We start from the raw sequence: 18,175 nt of genomic DNA, 5'->3' as shown, positions 1-18,175 counted from the left end.
GCTGCGTGCTGCAGCTCAGTCCCCCGCTCCCCCTCCCCTTCTCAGCCCTTGGGCTTCAGTACGTCGGCCCAGTCGCCGTATTGTTGCGGCGGCGCCATGCGGGCGAGCGTCAATCCGCGTTCCCGATAGGCGCGCCAGGCCTTGGTTCGCGCTCGACGTCCTTCGGGATCGTTGTCTTCGGCGATGATCAGCCGTGTCACGTCTGTCGGGATCTGAATGCGGTCGAGCCGCGCCGCTCCGAGGGTCGCCCAGCACGGTATCTGGTTGATCTGGGTGAAAGCAGCGGCCGTCTCGAAGCCTTCGGCGAGAGCGAGCGTGTCGCCTGTCCTACTGCCACACCACGCGCCCGCACCAGGAGTGCCAAGCATCACCTTGTCGAGATAACCGCCGTGCGCGACGTCCAGGAAGATCCGTTGGATCGCCCGAAGAGTGTTGCCCTCGTGGACTGCTACAATGAGCGCCGGGAGAAAGCGGGTCGAAGGCTTGGGACCCCACGGGCACCGGGGATGAAACCGGAGGTTTTCGAGGGGCAAGCGGAGCCCGCGGCTGGAGAGGTATTCAGCAGCTGGCGTGGCGTCGACCGGTAGCCCCTCGTGCCAGATACGGCCGACGTTGCTTCCGCTGGACACCCTTCTCGAGGGAGGAGGATGAAAGCTCGTGGATGGACGCACCCGAGAGATCTCGCGGAGCACATCGCCTGGATCGCACCCAGCGAAGCAATGAACGAGGATCCCGTCGTGCCCCTGTCTGACGGACAAGCTGGGATCGCGGTCCTCGTGCGCGGGGCAGCGGCACGTCGCGATATAGCCACGCCAAGTGCCGCCAAGGGCACCTACAATGTCGACGACGCGCTGGGTTGGTCTGAGGGCAATCAGGGACATTCCCGTCTCCTTTCACCCCCTTTCACCCCCTCCCCTTCCTACAGAAAGGCACATTACCGCTTCTACGAGTAGACGGCGAAGCGTGAAGCCGATAAGCCGCTTTTGCAGTTTGCAGGTTTTACGATTACACGCTTTCACGGAAGGTGGCTTGGCCATGATAGTCGCATTGCTCAATCAGAAGGGTGGCGTCGGAAAGACGACGCTTAGCGTCAATCTAGCCTCCAGTTTGGCGCGCGATGGGTCGCGCGTCTTGCTGATCGATGCGGATCCGCAGGGCAGCTCGCTTGACTGGGCCGCTGCCCGCCAGGATCAACCGATGATCTCGGTGGTCGGTTTTCCTCGCCCCACGATCCATAAGGAACTGGATCAGATCGGCCATGGATATGACCATGTCGTCATCGACGGTCCTCCCCGGGTAACCGAACTGGCACGATCGGCGATCATGGCAGCAGACGTGGTGTTGGTTCCCGTCCAGCCCTCGCCGTACGATATCTGGGCAGCCGACGAGGTGGTGAAGCTGATCGTCGAAGCTTCAGTATTTAAGGAAGGGCTGAAGGCCACATTTGTGGTAAATCGTAAAGTCGCAAAGACGGCGATTGGGCGGGACGTGGTCGAGGCGCTGGCAGCTTATCAGATCCCAACCATGACCGCGCAGATCGTGCAGCGGGTGGTCTTCGCCGAAGCGGCTGCAACGGGGCGCGCCGTTTTCGAGATCGACAGCAAGAGCGCGGCCGCAACGGAGATAGAGGCTGTCCGCGCCGAACTGATGGAGTTCGTGGCATGAGCAAGAAAGTGACCATCGGGCCGCGGCCGTCGATCGCTGCAGCACCGCCCGCGGAGGCCGACGCTTGGGTAGGGGCCGGTGCGGAGAAGGCGGCGGAGCCGCGCGCCGCGGACGTTAAGATGAAGCGGCTTACGATCGACATTCCCGAAGGCCTGCATCGCGCGATCAAGTCGCAGTGCGCCATGAGGGGTACAAAAATCGCTGATGAGGTACGCGACCTCCTAATCCAGAAATACGACGCGTCGTAAAGGCGTAATTCCGGTTATCCGTAAAGCCTGCGATACGGGAACACGAAAGGGCGCATCGTCGTATTTGCGGGAATCTGGGTAGCCAGCTTTCCGCAAAAGCCGGTCCGCAGTGTTCGCCGCGCTGCAGGCCTCGATGAACCGCATCGTCGAACGCTCGTCGACAGGGTAATTTTTTTCCACGTTGACCACGCTCGGCGATGCTGGCTGTTTCGCGCAATGAAGCACATCGGCGCGCTAAGATTTGTCACAGGCTTGGTAGCGGCATCTGCCGTTACCGGACCGGTTGTCGCTTCACAGCGCCAGGCGGAACTGGTCGCGTTCCGAGGCTTATCTGATGGCGTCGTGATTGAGGTCGGACGGGCGACTGCAAAACCGCCAACCGTTGATCTCGCGGAACAAGGCGTATCGCCGACTGCGTTGCAGAACGATTTTCAGAGCATCGCAGGTCTCGAGCAGGCGCCGGCCGTTCCGGAGGTCCCAAATCCGCCGATCGCGATCCCGCTCTGGATGCAGACGGGGAGGGTGATGACCGGCGCTGCGCAGGTCGCTCGGAGCATCGTGGCTCCGTACATGTACAGCCCGGCCGCCTGTTCGATGACGCCTTACCATCCTCGTGGCGATCTGGTGCCGTGGCAGGAGGCACGCCGCGCGCGGTATTTCCCGCTGATCTCGGCGGTCGCCTGTGAGGCCGGCGTGCCAACCGGGCTCCTCGATGCGCTCGTCGCGCAGGAGAGCCGCTACGATCCTCTGATCGTGTCCAACAAAGGTGCGGTTGGTCTGACCCAGTTGATGCCCGACACAGCTCGCGGCCTGGGTGTCTTCGACTCCCGGGATCCGCTGGCCAATCTAAGGGGAGGGGCCAAGTACCTTCGATCCCATCTCGATGAGTTCAAGCGGGTAGACCTCGCCCTGGCAGCCTACAACGCCGGCCCCGGTCGGGTCCGGACCTTAGGCCGGATCCCACCATTTCGGGAAACGATCGACTACGTTGCTGCTATAACCAAGGGGTGGAGCAGCGGCGCCTACAGAGCCGCGTCCGTGCAGACCGCTGCAATGCCGATCGCCGCAACATGGCGGGGCAGGGGGGTCCAGATGCTGGCTTATACGTCGACGAGCGTGCCGAACCCAAGGTAATGAGCGAAGTAGAGCGCGATACCGAGGATGGCCGGCGCACCTAGGAGGTAGTTGAGCTGCCAACGGACCCACATCCGCGGCGCCACAAGGACCTTGTCGAGCACCGTCGCGGTCGGAAGTCGGCTAGTTCCGGAACGATAGTCGTACGCCGTCTTGATGACAGCGAAAACGGCACACATCGCCACCATGACGCCGACGGCGGCATAGAGGGAGAGCCAGGCCTGGAGTGTCGCTTGGGGCATGTTGACCACCTAGCAGCAAGATGCTGACGATCGCTTAACCTTCCTAGCGCCGGTAAGTTACCAGCGGTCACCCGACAAATCGACGGCGCGATCGCTTGGAGGGGAGGGGGAGGGGGCGTCATCAGTGCGCGGCCATTCGCTCGGTCCTAAATCCCCAGAGGGTCTTCTGAAGATCGAGCTCTCCTCTTTTAGCTCTTGCGATCATCCCCGCATAGTAGGCGCCGGCGGTGAGGCGGATCTCGTTGCGAGCTTCCCGCTCGGCTGTAATCATCACCGCGACCGCGGCACCGTCACGCCCCAGCGTGTCGATTGCGTCGACCCAAGTTCCCGAGCGGATGCCAAGATCCTGCCGCAACCGCGCGGCAGCGTTGTGGGCGTCGGACCAGCTTGGCCTCGTCTCCGTCAGATACATCGCCGTCGTCGGAAACATGTCGGCTAGATCGGAGGGCCGTACCTTGAGGATGCTCTTGGACGGGGAGGGAGGGAGCACCGCCTGGTTTGGAACCCCCACCTCAGGGTCAGAACTACATCCTCGATCAGCTTGTACGGACTTTTTAGAGGGAATGGTTTGTATATGTATGCAGGGAGATTCTGCTGACCCCGACGGGTTATTTTCAACTGAAAACATGAACTGATCGATCGTCTCGCCAACAAGGTCCTCGACCCCGCTTAGGCTGTCGAGCGCGATTTGATAGCCATCTGCATCGCCCATGGCTTTGGCCTGCGCTGCTGCGAAGGCAGCTGCATCGATCGCGTCCTGCAATGCCATCCAGTGCGAGCCTGTGAGGTTGAGATCCGCCGCTTGGGCGAGGGCCTGGCCAACGATCCGCCTGACGCGGGCGATCTCCTTCTTGCCGCTCTTGAAGAGCGCATAGAGGGCGTTGAGCCGATCGCCGGCGTCTTTCAGTTCGGCATAGCGCAGTCGGATCGGTGACAGATCGAGACCGTAGGCCTCGACGATAACGCCGTCACGGTTCCGGAAACCGCTCCGCCGTCCCGATGCGCTGTCATGGCCGAGAATAAGGCCGGCAGCGCGCAGCTCGCGCAGCCGTGCCTTGATGCAGGCCACGGTCTTCCTGACCTCGTCGGCTAGATGTTGGTTGCTTGGCCAGACGACCAGCGGGCGATCATCCGTCCAGTCGGCCTCCCAGGTGAGCTGCACGAGGTCCATCAACGTCTCGATTGCGCCGTTGCTGACACCAATCGCGCCTTTCAGCGCCTTCACGGCCCTGCGCGCATCCTGTTTGGAGACCTGGATGCCAGTCGCGTCGACGACCTTCATCCGGCGGGTGAGCTCGCGTGTCAGCGCCGTGATCGGCCGCGCGCCGGTGCGGCCCGTGAAAGCGGTTTGGGTATAGGTCATCGTTCGCCCCCTCGAGTGGAGGGACCGTCAGCAGGCAAAACTCGTGCGTGGCGCGAATCGCGCTCCCTTGAACCTTCCGTCGGAAATGGCTAGATAGGAGGTCTATCGAGTGACCGGTCAGCGTTTGGCGACGCTGCCCATCTAACGGTTCCAGGGTGCCCGGCCTTCGTGCCGGGCATTCGTTTATGTGGCCACGGTCATAGCTCCAGAAATACGACGGTATGTCGCTCGAGCACACTGCCGCAGATGCAAAAGTTAAGGAACAACGAGTATTCGTGGTATCGGCTACGCTTGCCGAAAAAGGTTCGTGGTATCGACTACGCCTGCGCACGTAAGTTCGTGGTATCGACTACGCAGCCAGGCAATCTTCGCGGTATCGACTACGCTTTCGCAGGTAGACAGGACTACTGGTGCGATTCGCAGACATCGACGGCAGAGCGCATTCGGTCGACCGTTGCTGCTAAGCCGGCGAACGGGCCAGATCAGTTGTCCGGAGTAGCTTTCGCTCGCTTCATTGGGGCCGCCACTGTCGGCACCTCCTTTATGACAACGACGTCGTCGAAAACCTTGGCGCTTTTAGACGCTCCGTCTGCCGGTTGAATGGAAAACTCAAAGCCCGGAACTGTGCCGTTTGCGGCCTCAACGACGTAAGGCTTGAAGAGCCGCGTTAGGCTTTGATGGCCAATCTGGTGTTGAAGGTCGCCCAGTCTTATCGATGTCACGCCCGAGAAGCGGAGGAAGCAAGCCACCTCGTAGAGCCTACGGTTGATCGGGCTCAACTGGAAGTAACTGGGCGCATATTGCATGACGCTACGATCCTTGAGGATCGCTCTGAAGAGCCAATCACACAGACGGACGTTCACCGCCTTCAATCGGCGCTCGCCTGTTCGCGTCTTGGTGTATTGGAGGCGAGCCGTCTCGACCCAAGAGAAGAAGCCGGCCTCTCCCTCCCCGCCAGTCTCGATATCTGTCTTGATCTGGGTGCTTTGCAGCCGCTCCAGCGCTTCATACAGTCGCGTGTAAGCGTTCGCAGAGGGGGTAGCGCCGGTGACCCGAAAGAAGTCATTAGCCGTGAACACAAAGTTCTGGCTTACCTCCTCGCCATTCTCGATCTTCGTGGCCATGAGGCTCGCGATGTAGAGGATGACTTCCTTGTCATAGATATTTGCCACACCCTTGTGACCGGGGTTCACCTCAATAGTGATATCCCCGGTGCTATAGGTGAGTGGCTTCATCCACGCCTGCTTCGTCAAGGCGAAGAACGGGTATGCCATCAACGAGAGCTCGCCGTGAACGCCGCCCCGCAGAGGGCTGTCCATGGAAAACAGGTCGCCTTGCATGGGCGCCACTGCACTTTTGTCGGCGCCGGCCGGGGCCTTCGGGCTCGATGTTCGCGGCTCGGCCGCCTTACCCTTGGGCATGACAGGCTCCGTTCCTTACAGGCCGGAGGAATTGGACCTCAGCCGCGCCAAGACGCCGGGCGTAGCCGATACCACGAGCGCGCCGACGGTTCAGCGAGGCGACCGGGCCAGGCGTAGTCGATACCACGAACTCTGCACCGCATTTCGGGGGTAATGACATTCCCGTGCAGGGGAGAGGGCCGGTAGCGCCGTCCGACTTCGTATTATCGACTACGCCTTTGGTCGGTGCTCCGGCCTGACCGCTCGGCGTCGTCGCAAACGACCGGGCCTGTTGAAAAATGCCGGACATGCCGGGTTGCTCCTTCGTTTTGACCCTACTCAGAGGAGCAGCGCCATGATGGGACCAACCTGTCGCGGTGGGCGGGAAGGGGCGTCCTGCCGCACCATAGAAGCCATGTTGCCCACAGACCACCTGCTGCGTCGCATAGACCGATGTCTTGAGACGAGCGAACTCAGGCAAGCGCTGGCTGGTCACTACAGCACGCGGGGACGACCATCGATCGACCCGGAACTCCTCATCCGGATAACGCTGATCGGTCGTATCTACGCGATCCCATCCGAGCGGCGTCTGTGTGAGGAGTTGCGTTATAATCTGGCTTACCGCTGGTTCTGCCGCCTCGCACCAGGAGACAAGGTTCCGCACCACTCGACATTCAGCAAGAACCGGCACGGTCGCTTCCGCGACGCCGGCGTGTTCCGGACCCTGTTCGAGGGCACGGTTCGACGCTGCATCGGCGAAGGTCTTGTTGGCGGTAAGGATGCCGCAATCGACGCCTCGTTCATCGAGGCTGACGCATGCTGGCAGCGCAAGACGATTCCCGGCTACTTGCCTTACGTGGCCAACGCAGGTCGCCCGGTCCGTGAGTGGCTGAGCGATCAGAGCAGTGTTGTTACGAAGCCGCGCGGCTCCAAAGACTTTGACGGCGTATCGCGGACCGACCCGGCTGCAGCTTGGTCGGCGCGACCGGGCCGTGCGCGGTTCGGCTATGCACTGAACGCGCTCGTCGACACCCCGAGCGGCGTAGCGCTCGATATCGAGGCCACGCCCGCTCGCTTTGCGGAAGAGGTCAATGCCGGCCGCGTCATGCTCGGGCGGTCCGCCGATCGTTTCGATTACCACCCCAAGCGGGTTGCGGCCGACAAGGCCTATGGCAGCGCCCACTTCCTCGGCTTCGTGCGGGACCACGGTGCAATCCCGCACATCCCTGTGATCGACCGCACGCAGCAGACCAAGGGCAAGCTGCCAAGAACAGCCTTCACCTATGATCGGGATACCGACAGCTTTATCTGCCCGACTGGCAAGCCGCTCCCGCACCACGCCTTCCATCTGCCCACCGGCGTGCATCGCTATGCCGCCGATGCCCGAGACTGCGAGACGTGCGTGCTTCGGAAGAAATGCACAACGGCGCGGCGTCGTACTCTGGTCCGTCTGGATGATGAGGACGTCCGCGATCTTGCCAGAGCCGAGGTAGAAACCGGCCTCTACAAGCGGTCGATGCGGTTGCGGCGCGGGGTGGAACGGTTCTTCGCTGACGCCAAGGGCAAGCACGGCATGAGGCGGCTTCACCTGCGCGGCATCCGCGGAGCGGAAGAAGAGTTCCTGATCGGCGCGGCGGTGATGAACCTTATGATTCTGGCGCGTCCACACCGGCTGACGGGCAAGCCACGCCGGGGTGCCTGCGTTCCCGCGGCCCTGACCCCAGCTGCAATCTCGGCCCGATCGATCGAACACGACGTGATCGTCCCGCCAGCTCGGCGATATTCCTGATTGCTGAGGCACGATCCGCTTCATCACGCGGCGCGCAGTCGTTCTTTGCGGTACGGTACACCGTCAAGCAGCGCCTGGCCCGGCGCCTTGGGAGTGCCGTCACCATTTACGTACATATAGAGCGTCGTCGTCGTCATCCCGAGACGCCGTGCGACATCGGCTGCGATCGCATTGCGATCGGACATTGCGGCCATCGCCATCGCCAGCGTCGCCTTATCCATCTTGCGGGGTCGTCCACCCATCCGCCCCCGGGCACGCGCCGCGGCAAGGCCCGCCTGTGTGCGCTCGGCGATCAGTTCGCGCTCGAACTCGGCAAAGGCGGCGAAAATGCCGAAAGCGAGGCGACCGTTGGCGGTAGTAGTGTCGATCTGCGCGCCGGCACCCGTGAGGACCTTCAAGCCAATGCCACGCTCGCGCAGCGCCTCGGCAGTGATGACCAGATGCCGCAGGTCGCGCCCGAGACGATCCAGTTTCCAGAGGACCAGTGTATTACCGGGCTGCAACGACTTGAGGCAGGCAGTCAGGCCGGGACGCGCATCATGGCGGCCCGAAGCGAGATCTTCATAGATGCGTGAGGGATCGACGCCAGCGGCGAGCAGCGCATCGCGCTGCGGCGCTAGTGTTTGCGATCCGTCAGCCTTGGACACCCTCACATATCCAATGAGCATCATTACCCCGCCAGAAAAGATATCCACCACCCTGCAATGTGTTGGTGGTTTCCGCAACGGGTTTTCCGATCTCCAGGGGGCGCCATCGAGGCAAAAGCTGCTACCGCCAGAAAACCGGTCGTTTTTCTTGTTGCCCAGTGACAATCACGATGAGCGCCTGCGCGTCATTGCAATGCGCGGTTGGGGTCTGCTTCGGGAGTGCGTACCCGGACCGGAAGCAGCCTCCAACCGCTTCGGCTTGATCTGCGGGTTGCCCTGCTGCCATCCTGCCGTGGCACCGTGGACGAGGCAGACCCTGATCGTGAGTGACAAGTTGTCATATCCTGTCGGCCCTTCAGGCCGGGGACGTTCGGCGTCAGTTTCTCACAAGTGCGGCAAACACTTCACGCATCTGGGTCGAGGGAGAGGGATCGTGCACTTCTTGAAGGATCGAACCGGACCACTGCGAGAGAAGGATGCGCGCCAGTTGGATGCTCGGCATCGCTGGCGTCAGGCCGGTACGCCTCAACAGATGGGAGGTGACGTCGGCGAAGGCGGCCTCGTACGCGACCTTGACCGGTTCGAAGCGCGTGCGGAATGGCGCATTGCGTCGTGCGTGAAGGTGAAGCTCAACCATCAGTACGGAATGGCGTGCATCAACGGACAGGGCATCCAGGCTGCGCCCGATCGTATCCAAGATGGATTCTGCGGTTTGATGACGGGTATCCGCCACCAACGTGTCGAGCTTTCGGGCCAGGCTCGCCATGTGCTCTTCGACCAGCGTGAAGAGAAGATCGTCCTTGCTGGCGAAATACGAATAGAATGCGCCCTGCGAGAAGCCAGCGCGTTCGCAGATGCCGCGGATCGAGGCGGCTGCGACCCCGCTCACGACGATCAGCCCGATCGCGGCGTCTAGCAGTCGCGCCCGCGTCTCCATCCGCATCTCGGGACGCTTCCTGCGGCCTGGCATCCCCCGCGTCGTTAGTGTTGCCTCGTATTCCACCAGACCGGAATGCAATCTGTTAGGTCCGAGGGCAACAGCCGCGCCGGCATTGCAACTAATATATCAGGTGATATGTTAAAGGCATTCTCGTCTAGGAAAGCTGCCACGCGTGATACCCAGCCGCCCCATTGCCTATCGCGACGATCTTGAAGTCGAGCAGCCGGACGAGGCTGCGCTGACGCGAGAGATCGTGGCTCAGATGGCGGCGACGCAGGCTGCCCATGCGGAGCGGCATCGTCATGCGCATCGGGATGCACATGCGAAGAGCCATGCAATCCTGAAAGGGCAGATGACGGTTCATCCGGACCTCCCGGCCGAACTGGCCCAAGGCATCTTCGCCCACCCTTGCGAACATGAGATCGTGGCCCGGCTGTCATCGGCACCGGGCGATATTCACAGCGATTCGGTGCCAGCACCACGTGGCTTCGCGCTCAAGGTCATTGGCGTTGGGGGCGAGCGCCTTACGCCCGATCTCGGCGGAGCCAATCAGGATTTCCTGATGGTCAATTTTCCGACTCTCGCCTTCGGTACGATTGCCAAATACAAGGTCATGCTAGGCCTGCTCGAAAAGAACGCGGATGCGCCTGAGGCGGCGCAGAGGCTGATCGCCGCTGCCGCCCGCGGCGTAAAGGGCGCGTTGGAAGCACTGGGTGCTTCCCCCGGTGCCACGCTCGACGGACTGGCGCGCGACCACGCGCACATGCTGGGCGAGACATTCCACACGCAGGCGGCTATTCGCTACGGCGATTATGTTGCGAAGCTGTCGCTGGCACCGGTTGGAGCGGTGGCCGAACTGACCGGACGGCAAGTCGAAGCGGGCTTTTCGACCATGCGCGACGCCGTGGTCGACCATTTCCGCCACGCCGGCGCCACCTATGAACTACGCGCGCAACTCTGCGTCGATCCGAATACGATGCCAGTCGAGGACGCGGCAGTCCTTTGGGATGCTACCCTCTCGCCGCATCGCGCCATCGCGACACTGACCTTCCCTCCACAGGATGCCTACGCCCCGGCTAGGCAGGTGCACGGGGACGATCACCTCGCCTTCAATCCGTGGAACGGAGTTGCAACGCACCGGCCGCTCGGCGGCATCATGCGGATCCGCAAGGCAGCGTACGAATCATCTTCGGGCCAGCGGCACAGACTGAATGCCGTGGCTCGACGCGAACCGCGTTCGCTCGATGAAATTCCGGATTGATTCGTATCGAAAGGACATCATCCATGGCCGACACCACAGATCCCCGGCTCGACGACGAAAGTCGTCTTGCAGAGTTTCGTCGCGTCGCTGCAGAAATAGCTGCCGATGCCCCGACACTCGCCCGAATTGCGATCGAGGGCATGATCCGCAATCACAATCCGCTGTTGAAGGGTACTGCCGGGTCGGCGGGGAGAGCCGGGCGGCAATCGGGCAACGTGTCCGAACTGACAGCAATCGCGACGCTGAAGCCCGGTGGCGCCGACCGGCTGCGCCGCATCTTTAACCTGACCGGCGGCAATTTCGACGGCGCGCAGAAGGTGTCCACGCTTCACGACATGCGCTTCGTCCTGTTTGATGATGATACGCGCATCCTGTTCGCCACGGCGTACGACGGTGATTGGGATACCTATATCAACGACTTCGCGACGAAGATCCCTGAGTTGATGGACCTGTTGTTCGCCAATATCGAAGGGTGGCCCGGTATTGCATCGGCCGCCGTCAAGGATTTTATCGCCGATCACCAGATCGACGCAGCCGGTTGGTTCGTTGCCAACCCGCAGGTGACGGTCGTGGACGTGCGGCGCCTCCAGCGTATGGAGACGGCGCTTGATGCCTTCCTCGATTCTATGGCTAGCAACACCGCCGCGGATCCTGCGACACGGGACGCGCTGGCCCTGCTGTCGAACCAGGTGTCGGTGCCCCACGGGGTGGATTACTGATGGGTATCCTCCAGCACCTCAAGGACCGCTTCCGCCCTGACCGTGTGACGCTCCAACTGGATGACATCCAAGCGTTGATCCTACGTGCGCGACCTGAACCCTATGTCGGCATACATGCGATGCTCCACGTCGACGACGCCGCGGGTGGTCGCGATCTCTTACGACGGCTCGCGCCGGATATCCCCGCTGCAGCAGACTGGACCGAAGAACTTACTGCATGGACCGGCGTGGCGATCAGCCACGCCGGTTTGAAGGCGCTTGGGGTGCCCAATGCTTCGCTCGCCAGCTTTCCCCTGTCGTTCCGCCAAGGGATGGCGGCGCGCGCGGACCAGTTGCGCGACGCGGGCGAAAATGCTCCCGAGCAGTGGGAGGAAGCCTATCGCCACGATCAGTGCCACATCGCGCTCACCATCTTCGCGTCCGATCAGGCCCGGCTCGACGAAGCGACCGACCGGGCGATGTCCGAATATCATGCGTCGAGCGGCGTGACGCTGATCGGAACGCACCGCTTCGGAGCTGATGCAGATGCTAAGAACCCATTCGGCTTTCGTGACTCAGTGTCACAGCCGACCGTCGCGGGAGCCGGGGTCGATCCACAGCCGGGACAGGAACGCGCAATCGCGCCGGGCGAGTTTATCCTCGGCGAGGACAGCGAAACGGGAGCGCCGCTGCAGATACCTCATCCTGACGCGCTGGGGCGAAACGGTTCCTATGTCGTGCTGCGTAAGTACGACAGTCGCCCAGGGGCGTTCAACGATTTCGTGCGCGGCCACGCAAAGGATGAGGCGGCGCAGGAGCTGTTGGCCGCCAAGATGTTCGGCCGCTGGAGATCGGGTGCACCGCTGATCCTGTCGCCGACTCGCGACGACGAAGTGCTGGGTGCCGATCCATCGCGGCGTAATGAATTCGACTTTTCGGGCGACAAGTCCGGAACTGTGTGCCCGCACGGCGCGCACATGCGACGCCTTAATCCACGTGGCGAGCGGCTGACGATTCTGACAGACGAAAACATTCACAGGATCATTCGCCGTTCCTCGACCTTCGGACCGAGATGGTCGGCCGACTTGACCGCCGCAGATGATAGTCGGGACGATCGCGGCATCTTCTTCATCTTCATCTCTGCCCGTGCGTTCGATACGATCGAATTCCTGCAGCAGGAATGGATCAATCGCGGTAATTTCATCGACTTGGGCGATGAGCGCGATCCCATCGTTGGCCTACACGACGAGCCGGGTCGCTTCACCATTCCTGCCGAGCCGGCTCGTAGTCGTATCGATGGCGTTACCACCTTCAACCGGCTGCGTGGCGGCGAGTATATGTTCATGCCTTCGCTCACCGCCTTGCGGTGGATTGCTGCGGAATCGTGGAACTGACATGGAGCAGGATACCGGCCACTATGTCGAGTACCCCCATCCCATCCGGGCGGGTCCAGGCGCAATCGATAATCTCGCTCATGTGAACAATGCCATTTACCTCATGTGGATGCAGGAGGCGATCGGTGCTTTGTGGCGCAAAACGGCCCCTCTCGGGCAGGTGAAAGCACTGACCTGGGTCGCGCACCGGCATGACGTGGTATACAACCGGCCGGCTGTGCTGCACGACCTGCTCATCGCTGTGGTGCGCGTGACCGGCTATCAAAGCTGTTGCGCTCAGTTGGAAACTCGCTTCGAGCGTCACGGGAAATGCGTGGCAATGATTAAATCCACGATGATATGCGTTGATCGTGCGTCGGGACAACTCAAGTGTATCCGCCCCGATCTTGCCCGCCATTTCCGTCTTTTCAAAGACGAAGCGGTCGCGACCGCTGGAGCCACATCATGATACGGCTGTTCCTCCGCTCCAACGCGATCACCGCATTGGCGTTCGTCGCAGGGTGCACTACACTCGACCGTGCGCCATTCACCGCAGCGCAAAGCGCCACAGCCATGATCGCTGGTGCGCCGCAAGCCCGGTTCTGGGCGGATGCGCCGGACGCCGCGCAGCGGATGCGACCCGACGTATCGGCAGGGCAGCCAGTGACGATGTTGGCACTATCAGGCGGCGCGGACGAGGGTGCCTATGGCGCCGGCGTGCTCAACGGCTGGACACAGAGCGGTACGCGTCCGGCGTTCAGCATCGTCACCGGGGTCAGCACCGGCGCGCTGATCGCTCCCTTTGCCTTTTTGGGCAAGGAAGGCGATGCCTCGATCGCCCGTTTCTACACTAGCGTATCCGCCAAGGACATATTTCACCCCCGTTTCCCGCTTGCGATCCCGGGTTCTACCAGTGTTGCTTCCACCGCTCCGCTTGCGAAGCTGATCGCCCGTGAGGTGACGCCGGAGCTTGTGGCGCGCATCGCCGAGGAGCAGGCGAAGGGCCGACGCCTGTTTGTCGCTACCGCCAATCTCGATGCGCAACGCAGCGTTATCTGGGACATGGGGGCCATCGCCTCCAGCGCGCTGCCGAACAAGGTGGCGTTGTTCCGCCAGGTATTGCTTGCCTCATCGTCCATCCCGGTCATGTTCCCGCCGGTGGTGATTGACGCGTCCGCAGGTGGCGCACACGTGCGCGAGCTTCACGCCGATGGCGGGACCACCGCAGGTATTCTTGCGATCCCGCCGCACCTTGCGGTAAGCGATGTACCCATCGACGATGCCGCCCGCATGCATGTCTACCTGCTAATGAACAGCCGGCTCGGTGGCGATTTTCAGATGGTGAAGCCCCGGCTCGTCCCGATCCTGAAACGCGCCTTCGCGCTCAACCAGCAGGCGGCGCTGCTGACGCTGGCGGATGCCAGCTACGTCTATGCGCATCGCCATGGCATCGACTGGAACGTGACGTTCATCGGGAACGACGTCGCGCCAAGCGACAAGTTATTCGAGAGGGGGTACATGCGCCGCCTGTATGCTTATGGGGTGGAGCGAGGACGCGCCGGCACGTGGCTGAAAGCACCGCCCACAACGGCCGATCTTCTCATCGCAGATCATCGCTAGCGGCATTATGCCGGTATGGATCGTCCGTCTGAAGTAGCGTAATATCGAGATAGCAGGCGTGAAGATAATCGCCAGATAGGCTCCGCAATGCGCCGATGGAGACGCCGCTCGCGCGCAAGGCGATCGAGAAGCTGTTCGAAGGCAATCACGTGACCTACGAGGCGGCCTTTGTCGACCTGGACGAAGATGGGAAGCAGGACATCGTCGCTTATGCGTCCGGCCCTGAATATTGTGGCAGCGGTGGATGTTCGATGGGCGTCTTAAGGGCGACAGGGAAGGGCTACGATACCATCGGGCGTACGACTGTTACCCAGTTGCCGATCAGATTATTGTCCTCGCGTACCCACGGCCTGCGCGACCTGGGCGTAGCAGTGTCCGGTGGTGGCGCGTCGGGGCATGCAGTTCGGCTGCGCTTCGATGGCCGACGCTACCCCTCGAACCCTACCACGTTGCCCGAAACCGCAACAACGAGCGACGACGCAGGCAGCGTCCTGATCCCGTCGGCTCGGTAGAAATGGCGCGGGCAACCATCCCGAGCATGCTATGGCGCTCTGATCGTGTGGCCGTCGCAGTCAACTGGCCAGCTCAGGATCTGACTGACGTTAGGGGAGCAACCAGGGTCCACACGGCCCCTGTCACAGGGAAGTCCAACATCGCGCTTCCCTGCAGGCTACGACCCGTGGCCGTGCAGATCAGCCGTGTCCCGAACCCCTGTCGCTCGGGCCTCGTGACCGGCGGTCCGCCACGCTCGATCCATTGGAGCAGCAGGTCCGCATCGTCACCTGCCCCGCGCACCCGGCAGCATAGCTCGACGGTGCCTGTTTCGTTGGAAAGCGCTCCGTACTTGATCGCGTTGGTCGCCAGTTCGTGGAAGGCGAGCGTCAAGGTCATCGCTGCCCTCGGACCGATTTCAACCGTTTCGCCGAGGAAACTGAGTCGCTCGGTGTAAAAGGAGAGGTGAGCCAAGGCTTGATCCGCCAGGGCCGGAAGCGGCGCTGCCTTCCAGTCCGATGACAGGAGCTGCTCCACGGCACCGCCCAACGACGCCAGTCGCTCGTCGATCACGTCGCGTGCATCTTCGATCGAAGATGCCGCCCCCAGGCTCTGACTGACGATAGCACGCACGATGGTAAGGACGTTCTTGAACCGATGCTCCAGTTCCCGCACCACCAACTCGTCTCGGTCTGCCACGCGCGCCCCTGCGTCCTGTTTCATTCAATGCCGATTTGGAAGCAAGCCAAATGTCGTTCCAAGATTGCGCGCGCTTCCGGAGTTTCGAGCAACACCTCCGCTTGTTCAACTGTTTGTGGCCGGGGAGCTCCTGTCAATTCATTGATAGCCTGCTGCAGATAGGCCGCTGCTCCTGTCTCATTAACTGAGTCAAGCTGCTGGAGCGCTCTTTTCATGAGGCTAATCGCGGAGTCTATCGCCTGCGCCCGGTTCATAAGAGTGCTCCTTCGTGAAGGCGGCAACGCCGCGGTAAGCAGTTGACAACTATCCAAGTTCAACGGGATGCATATTGGTACGTAGCACTAACAGAGCTTAAAGTAATCCGTAGACATTGGCCGCCCCACTGAGGCCACCTGATCTCACTTATGCGCAAGCACAGCTGAGCATTCCCGGTTTCTCGTCCAGGCTGCGGGTGAGTTTCCGGCGTTCATTCGGCCGCCGCGGCATCATACTCGACCGGCGTCATCCAGCCAAGCGATGCGTGATGACGGCTCTCATTATAGTCCTTTCGCCACGCCTAGATCATGGCGCGAGCGTCGGCCAGCCACAGGAACCAGCGGACGTTTAAGCACTCATCGCGCAGGCGATCGTTGAACGTCTCCACGAAGGCATTGTCGGTCGGCTTGCCCGGCCGGCTAACGTCGAGCGTCGCGCCGTTCTCGTACGCCCAGCGGTCCAGTGCCTTCAAGATGAACTCCGGTCCGTAGCACATCGGGAAAGGCTTGTTCGGGAGTAGCTATGGCCCTGATGGAGACAAGGCCGCGAAGCGGCCCTAGGCTAAATCAGGGTAAGCCATGGCCGGCCAGCAGGTATTTAAAAGATATCGTCGATACAACACTTTGGAGGCCGACCGACCATGACCAAGCTCATCCCTACGCCTGCCGGAGCCGTGAGACTATGTCTCCGCCGATCCCGCTCTTCCCGCAAATTGAACCAGACCGTGCGAGAACTCGCCGTCACATGAGCACGGACGTCTTTTGTTAAACGGTGGAGCTGGGGGCAAATATTTTTGAGTTACTGCCGTGGTGGCGCTCTGGTGGCGCTGTGGTGGCTTCAAGGGGAAGCCATTGAGCGCTGCGCAGCAGATTTGGCGAGCTTGATCAGGCCGGTACGGCCCTGATCAACCCCGGCACGCCGATGAGGGTAATGGCTCTTCTTAGATTGTAGGCGAGCGCGGTCAGACTGAACTCGGCGCGAACCTTCTCCAGCCCGCGCATCAGGAATGCGCCCTGGTTCATCCATTGCTTGATCGAGCCGAACGGGTGTTCGACCGTCTCGCGGCGAACGGCAAGAATATCAGGGCGCGCAACCAAGCGCGCCGCCATGCGGTCCAGCACCGCCTCGTTTTCCCAACGGTTGATGCGCCGCCAGCGACTGCTGGTACAGTTCAACTTGATTGCGCAGTCCGAACAGGCGGCGGGGTTGGAATATTGGATGTTGGCGTGGCCGCGCGTCACCGCGCGATAGCTGATGTCGAGGGTCCGGCCACCCGGGCAGTGGTACGCGTCCGCCTCGGCATCGTAGCGAAAGAGATCCTTGGAGAAACGGCCATTGGCGATGGCGCTGCCCCGTCTCGGCCGGGCGACGAAGGGCGTGATACCATTCGCCTCGCATGCTTCGATGTCCTCGCCTTTGTAATAGCCCATGTCGGCGACCACATCGATCTGCTCGACGCCTAGCGCGTCTTTCGCCGCCCCAGCAGTGGGTGCCAGCAGACCCATGTCGGTGCCGGCGTTGGTAACGTGCTGCTCGACGATCAGCTTGTGTTTCGCATCCACCGCTACCTGCGCGTTGTAGCCGACCGTGGTCTTTCGACCCGTGACCATCGCGCGCGCATCGGGGTCGGTTAGCGATATCTGGCTCTCGCCGCTGGCGTTCAGCTCGTGCAGCATCGCCTCCTGGGCCTGACGCCGCTCGCGCACCCTGGCGATCTTCGCGGCCAGTGCCCCGCTGCGGCCAGGCGCATGGCCATCCTCGCCGCGGTCGATGGCGTCCATCTCGGCAATATACCCCTCAAGCCGCTCGTCGGCCGCGGCAATATACCTGGCCAGCTTGTCACGGGAGAAGTTGCGTGCCGGGTTGTTCACCGCCTTCAGCCGCGTGCCGTCCACCGCCAGCAGCTCGCGCCCGAACAGGTCGAGCTTGCGGCATAGGACGACGAAGGCGCGGAACACTGCCTTGAAGGCGCTCCGGTTGTCGCGCCGAAAGTCAGCGATGGTCTTGTAGTCTGGCCGAAGCCCACGCAGCAGCCAGATCAGCTCGAGGTTACGTGCCGCCTCGGCTTCCAGCCGTCGGCTCGACCGCACCCGGTTGAGATAGCCGTACAGGTACAGCTTGAGCATGTCGCCCGGGTCATAGCCTGGGCGACCCGTCGCCTTCGGCCGCGACCGATGAAAACCGGCCTCGCCCAGATCGAGGTCATCAACGAACGCGTCGATGAACCGAACCGGACTATCCGCTGCCACATAATCCTCTACCGATGCCGGCAGCAGCAGCGCCTGGTCGCGCGCATGACCCTCGATATATGCCATGATTACAGCATACGCCCGTCAGCAACCTTGTGGA

Annotated in this window: 19 protein-coding genes and 1 pseudogene; 10 read left to right on the top strand and 10 right to left on the bottom strand. The window is 61.9% G+C overall.

Going from position 1 to position 18,175, the window contains the following annotated elements; all coding sequences use genetic code 11:
- Positions 1-41 precede the first annotated feature (41 nt).
- Positions 42-881 (bottom strand): toprim domain-containing protein, encoded by an 840-nt coding sequence (locus FHY04_RS18450; RefSeq protein ID WP_133192198.1) that lies wholly within the window; start codon positions 879-881, stop codon positions 42-44.
- Between the two features lie 154 nt (positions 882-1,035).
- Here FHY04_RS18450 and parA point away from each other — a divergent pair, with 154 nt between their 5' ends.
- The 3 genes from parA (at position 1,036) to FHY04_RS22735 (ending at position 3,047) form a co-directional block, all read left to right on the top strand.
- A complete protein-coding gene (gene parA, locus FHY04_RS18445; protein WP_133192358.1) occupies positions 1,036-1,665 on the top strand; it encodes a ParA family partition ATPase in 630 nt (209 codons plus the stop codon).
- Complete coding sequence (locus FHY04_RS18440) at positions 1,662-1,913, top strand: plasmid partition protein ParG (RefSeq protein ID WP_133192197.1); 252 nt, start codon at positions 1,662-1,664, stop codon at positions 1,911-1,913. The genes parA and FHY04_RS18440 overlap by 4 nt, the downstream gene beginning before the upstream one ends.
- A gap of 216 nt (positions 1,914-2,129) precedes the next feature.
- A complete protein-coding gene (locus FHY04_RS22735; protein ID WP_240699136.1) occupies positions 2,130-3,047 on the top strand; it encodes a lytic transglycosylase domain-containing protein in 918 nt (305 codons plus the stop codon).
- On the opposite strand, the gene FHY04_RS18430 is transcribed toward FHY04_RS22735, so the two are convergent.
- From FHY04_RS18430 to FHY04_RS18420, 3 genes are all read right to left on the bottom strand, one after another.
- Positions 3,014-3,289 carry a hypothetical protein gene (locus tag FHY04_RS18430; RefSeq protein WP_133192196.1) on the bottom strand — a complete coding sequence of 92 codons (276 nt, stop codon included), beginning with the start codon at positions 3,287-3,289 and terminating at the stop codon, positions 3,014-3,016. The genes FHY04_RS22735 and FHY04_RS18430 overlap by 34 nt on opposite strands.
- 121 nt (positions 3,290-3,410) lie before the next feature.
- Positions 3,411-4,652, bottom strand: a complete 1,242-nt coding sequence (gene repC / locus FHY04_RS18425; RefSeq protein ID WP_133192195.1) for a plasmid replication protein RepC — start codon at positions 4,650-4,652, stop codon at positions 3,411-3,413.
- A gap of 482 nt (positions 4,653-5,134) precedes the next feature.
- A complete protein-coding gene (locus FHY04_RS18420; protein WP_133192194.1) occupies positions 5,135-6,073 on the bottom strand; it encodes a replication initiator protein A in 939 nt (312 codons plus the stop codon).
- A gap of 334 nt (positions 6,074-6,407) precedes the next feature.
- Here FHY04_RS18420 and FHY04_RS18415 point away from each other — a divergent pair, with 334 nt between their 5' ends.
- A complete protein-coding gene (locus FHY04_RS18415; protein ID WP_240699135.1) occupies positions 6,408-7,841 on the top strand; it encodes a transposase in 1,434 nt (477 codons plus the stop codon).
- Positions 7,842-7,864: 23 nt separating this feature from the next.
- Here the strand turns inward: FHY04_RS18415 and FHY04_RS18410 are convergent, their stop codons facing one another.
- Positions 7,865-8,509: a recombinase family protein gene (locus FHY04_RS18410; protein WP_133192378.1), complete on the bottom strand. Its 645-nt coding sequence runs from the start codon at positions 8,507-8,509 to the stop codon at positions 7,865-7,867.
- Between the two features lie 355 nt (positions 8,510-8,864).
- Positions 8,865-9,431 (bottom strand): TetR/AcrR family transcriptional regulator, encoded by a 567-nt coding sequence (locus FHY04_RS18405; RefSeq protein WP_165954597.1) that lies wholly within the window; start codon positions 9,429-9,431, stop codon positions 8,865-8,867.
- Between the two features lie 169 nt (positions 9,432-9,600).
- On the opposite strand from FHY04_RS18405, the gene FHY04_RS18400 reads away from it, so the two are divergent.
- The 6 genes from FHY04_RS18400 (at position 9,601) to FHY04_RS18375 (ending at position 14,892) form a co-directional block, all read left to right on the top strand.
- On the top strand, positions 9,601-10,689 hold the full coding sequence (locus FHY04_RS18400) for a catalase family protein (RefSeq protein ID WP_234422826.1): 1,089 nt from the start codon (positions 9,601-9,603) through the stop codon (positions 10,687-10,689).
- A 23-nt stretch (positions 10,690-10,712) separates the two neighbouring features.
- Complete coding sequence (locus FHY04_RS18395) at positions 10,713-11,408, top strand: hypothetical protein (RefSeq protein WP_133192355.1); 696 nt, start codon at positions 10,713-10,715, stop codon at positions 11,406-11,408.
- Positions 11,408-12,781, top strand: a complete 1,374-nt coding sequence (locus FHY04_RS18390) for a peroxidase (RefSeq protein WP_133192354.1) — start codon at positions 11,408-11,410, stop codon at positions 12,779-12,781. The genes FHY04_RS18395 and FHY04_RS18390 overlap by 1 nt, the downstream gene beginning before the upstream one ends.
- A 1-nt stretch (position 12,782) precedes the next feature.
- Positions 12,783-13,229, top strand: coding sequence for a thioesterase family protein (locus FHY04_RS18385; protein ID WP_165954596.1), 447 nt, complete (start codon positions 12,783-12,785; stop codon positions 13,227-13,229).
- Complete coding sequence (locus tag FHY04_RS18380; protein ID WP_133192352.1) at positions 13,226-14,380, top strand: patatin-like phospholipase family protein; 1,155 nt, start codon at positions 13,226-13,228, stop codon at positions 14,378-14,380. The genes FHY04_RS18385 and FHY04_RS18380 overlap by 4 nt, the downstream gene beginning before the upstream one ends.
- 95 nt (positions 14,381-14,475) lie before the next feature.
- Positions 14,476-14,892: a hypothetical protein gene (locus FHY04_RS18375; RefSeq protein ID WP_133192351.1), complete on the top strand. Its 417-nt coding sequence runs from the start codon at positions 14,476-14,478 to the stop codon at positions 14,890-14,892.
- 73 nt (positions 14,893-14,965) lie between these two features.
- Here FHY04_RS18375 and FHY04_RS18370 read toward each other — a convergent pair whose 3' ends face one another.
- The 4 genes and pseudogenes from FHY04_RS18370 to FHY04_RS18355 form a co-directional block, all read right to left on the bottom strand.
- Positions 14,966-15,595: a sensor histidine kinase gene (locus FHY04_RS18370; protein WP_133192350.1), complete on the bottom strand. Its 630-nt coding sequence runs from the start codon at positions 15,593-15,595 to the stop codon at positions 14,966-14,968.
- Positions 15,592-15,825, bottom strand: coding sequence for a hypothetical protein (locus FHY04_RS18365; protein WP_133192349.1), 234 nt, complete (start codon positions 15,823-15,825; stop codon positions 15,592-15,594). Before FHY04_RS18365 ends, FHY04_RS18370 begins: the two co-directional genes overlap by 4 nt.
- Positions 15,826-16,037: 212 nt before the next feature.
- Positions 16,038-16,313 (bottom strand): annotated as a pseudogene (locus FHY04_RS18360) (integrase core domain-containing protein); the annotation flags it as partial.
- A 397-nt stretch (positions 16,314-16,710) separates the two neighbouring features.
- A complete protein-coding gene (locus FHY04_RS18355) occupies positions 16,711-18,141 on the bottom strand; it encodes an IS1182 family transposase (RefSeq protein WP_133192348.1) in 1,431 nt (476 codons plus the stop codon).
- Positions 18,142-18,175: the final 34 nt, after the last annotated feature.

It is taken from the genome of Sphingomonas sp. BK481 (genome assembly GCF_014194875.1).
In the GTDB taxonomy this organism is placed as follows: domain Bacteria; phylum Pseudomonadota; class Alphaproteobacteria; order Sphingomonadales; family Sphingomonadaceae; genus Sphingomonas; species Sphingomonas aerolata.
This window is presented reverse-complemented; position numbering and strand designations above follow the sequence as displayed.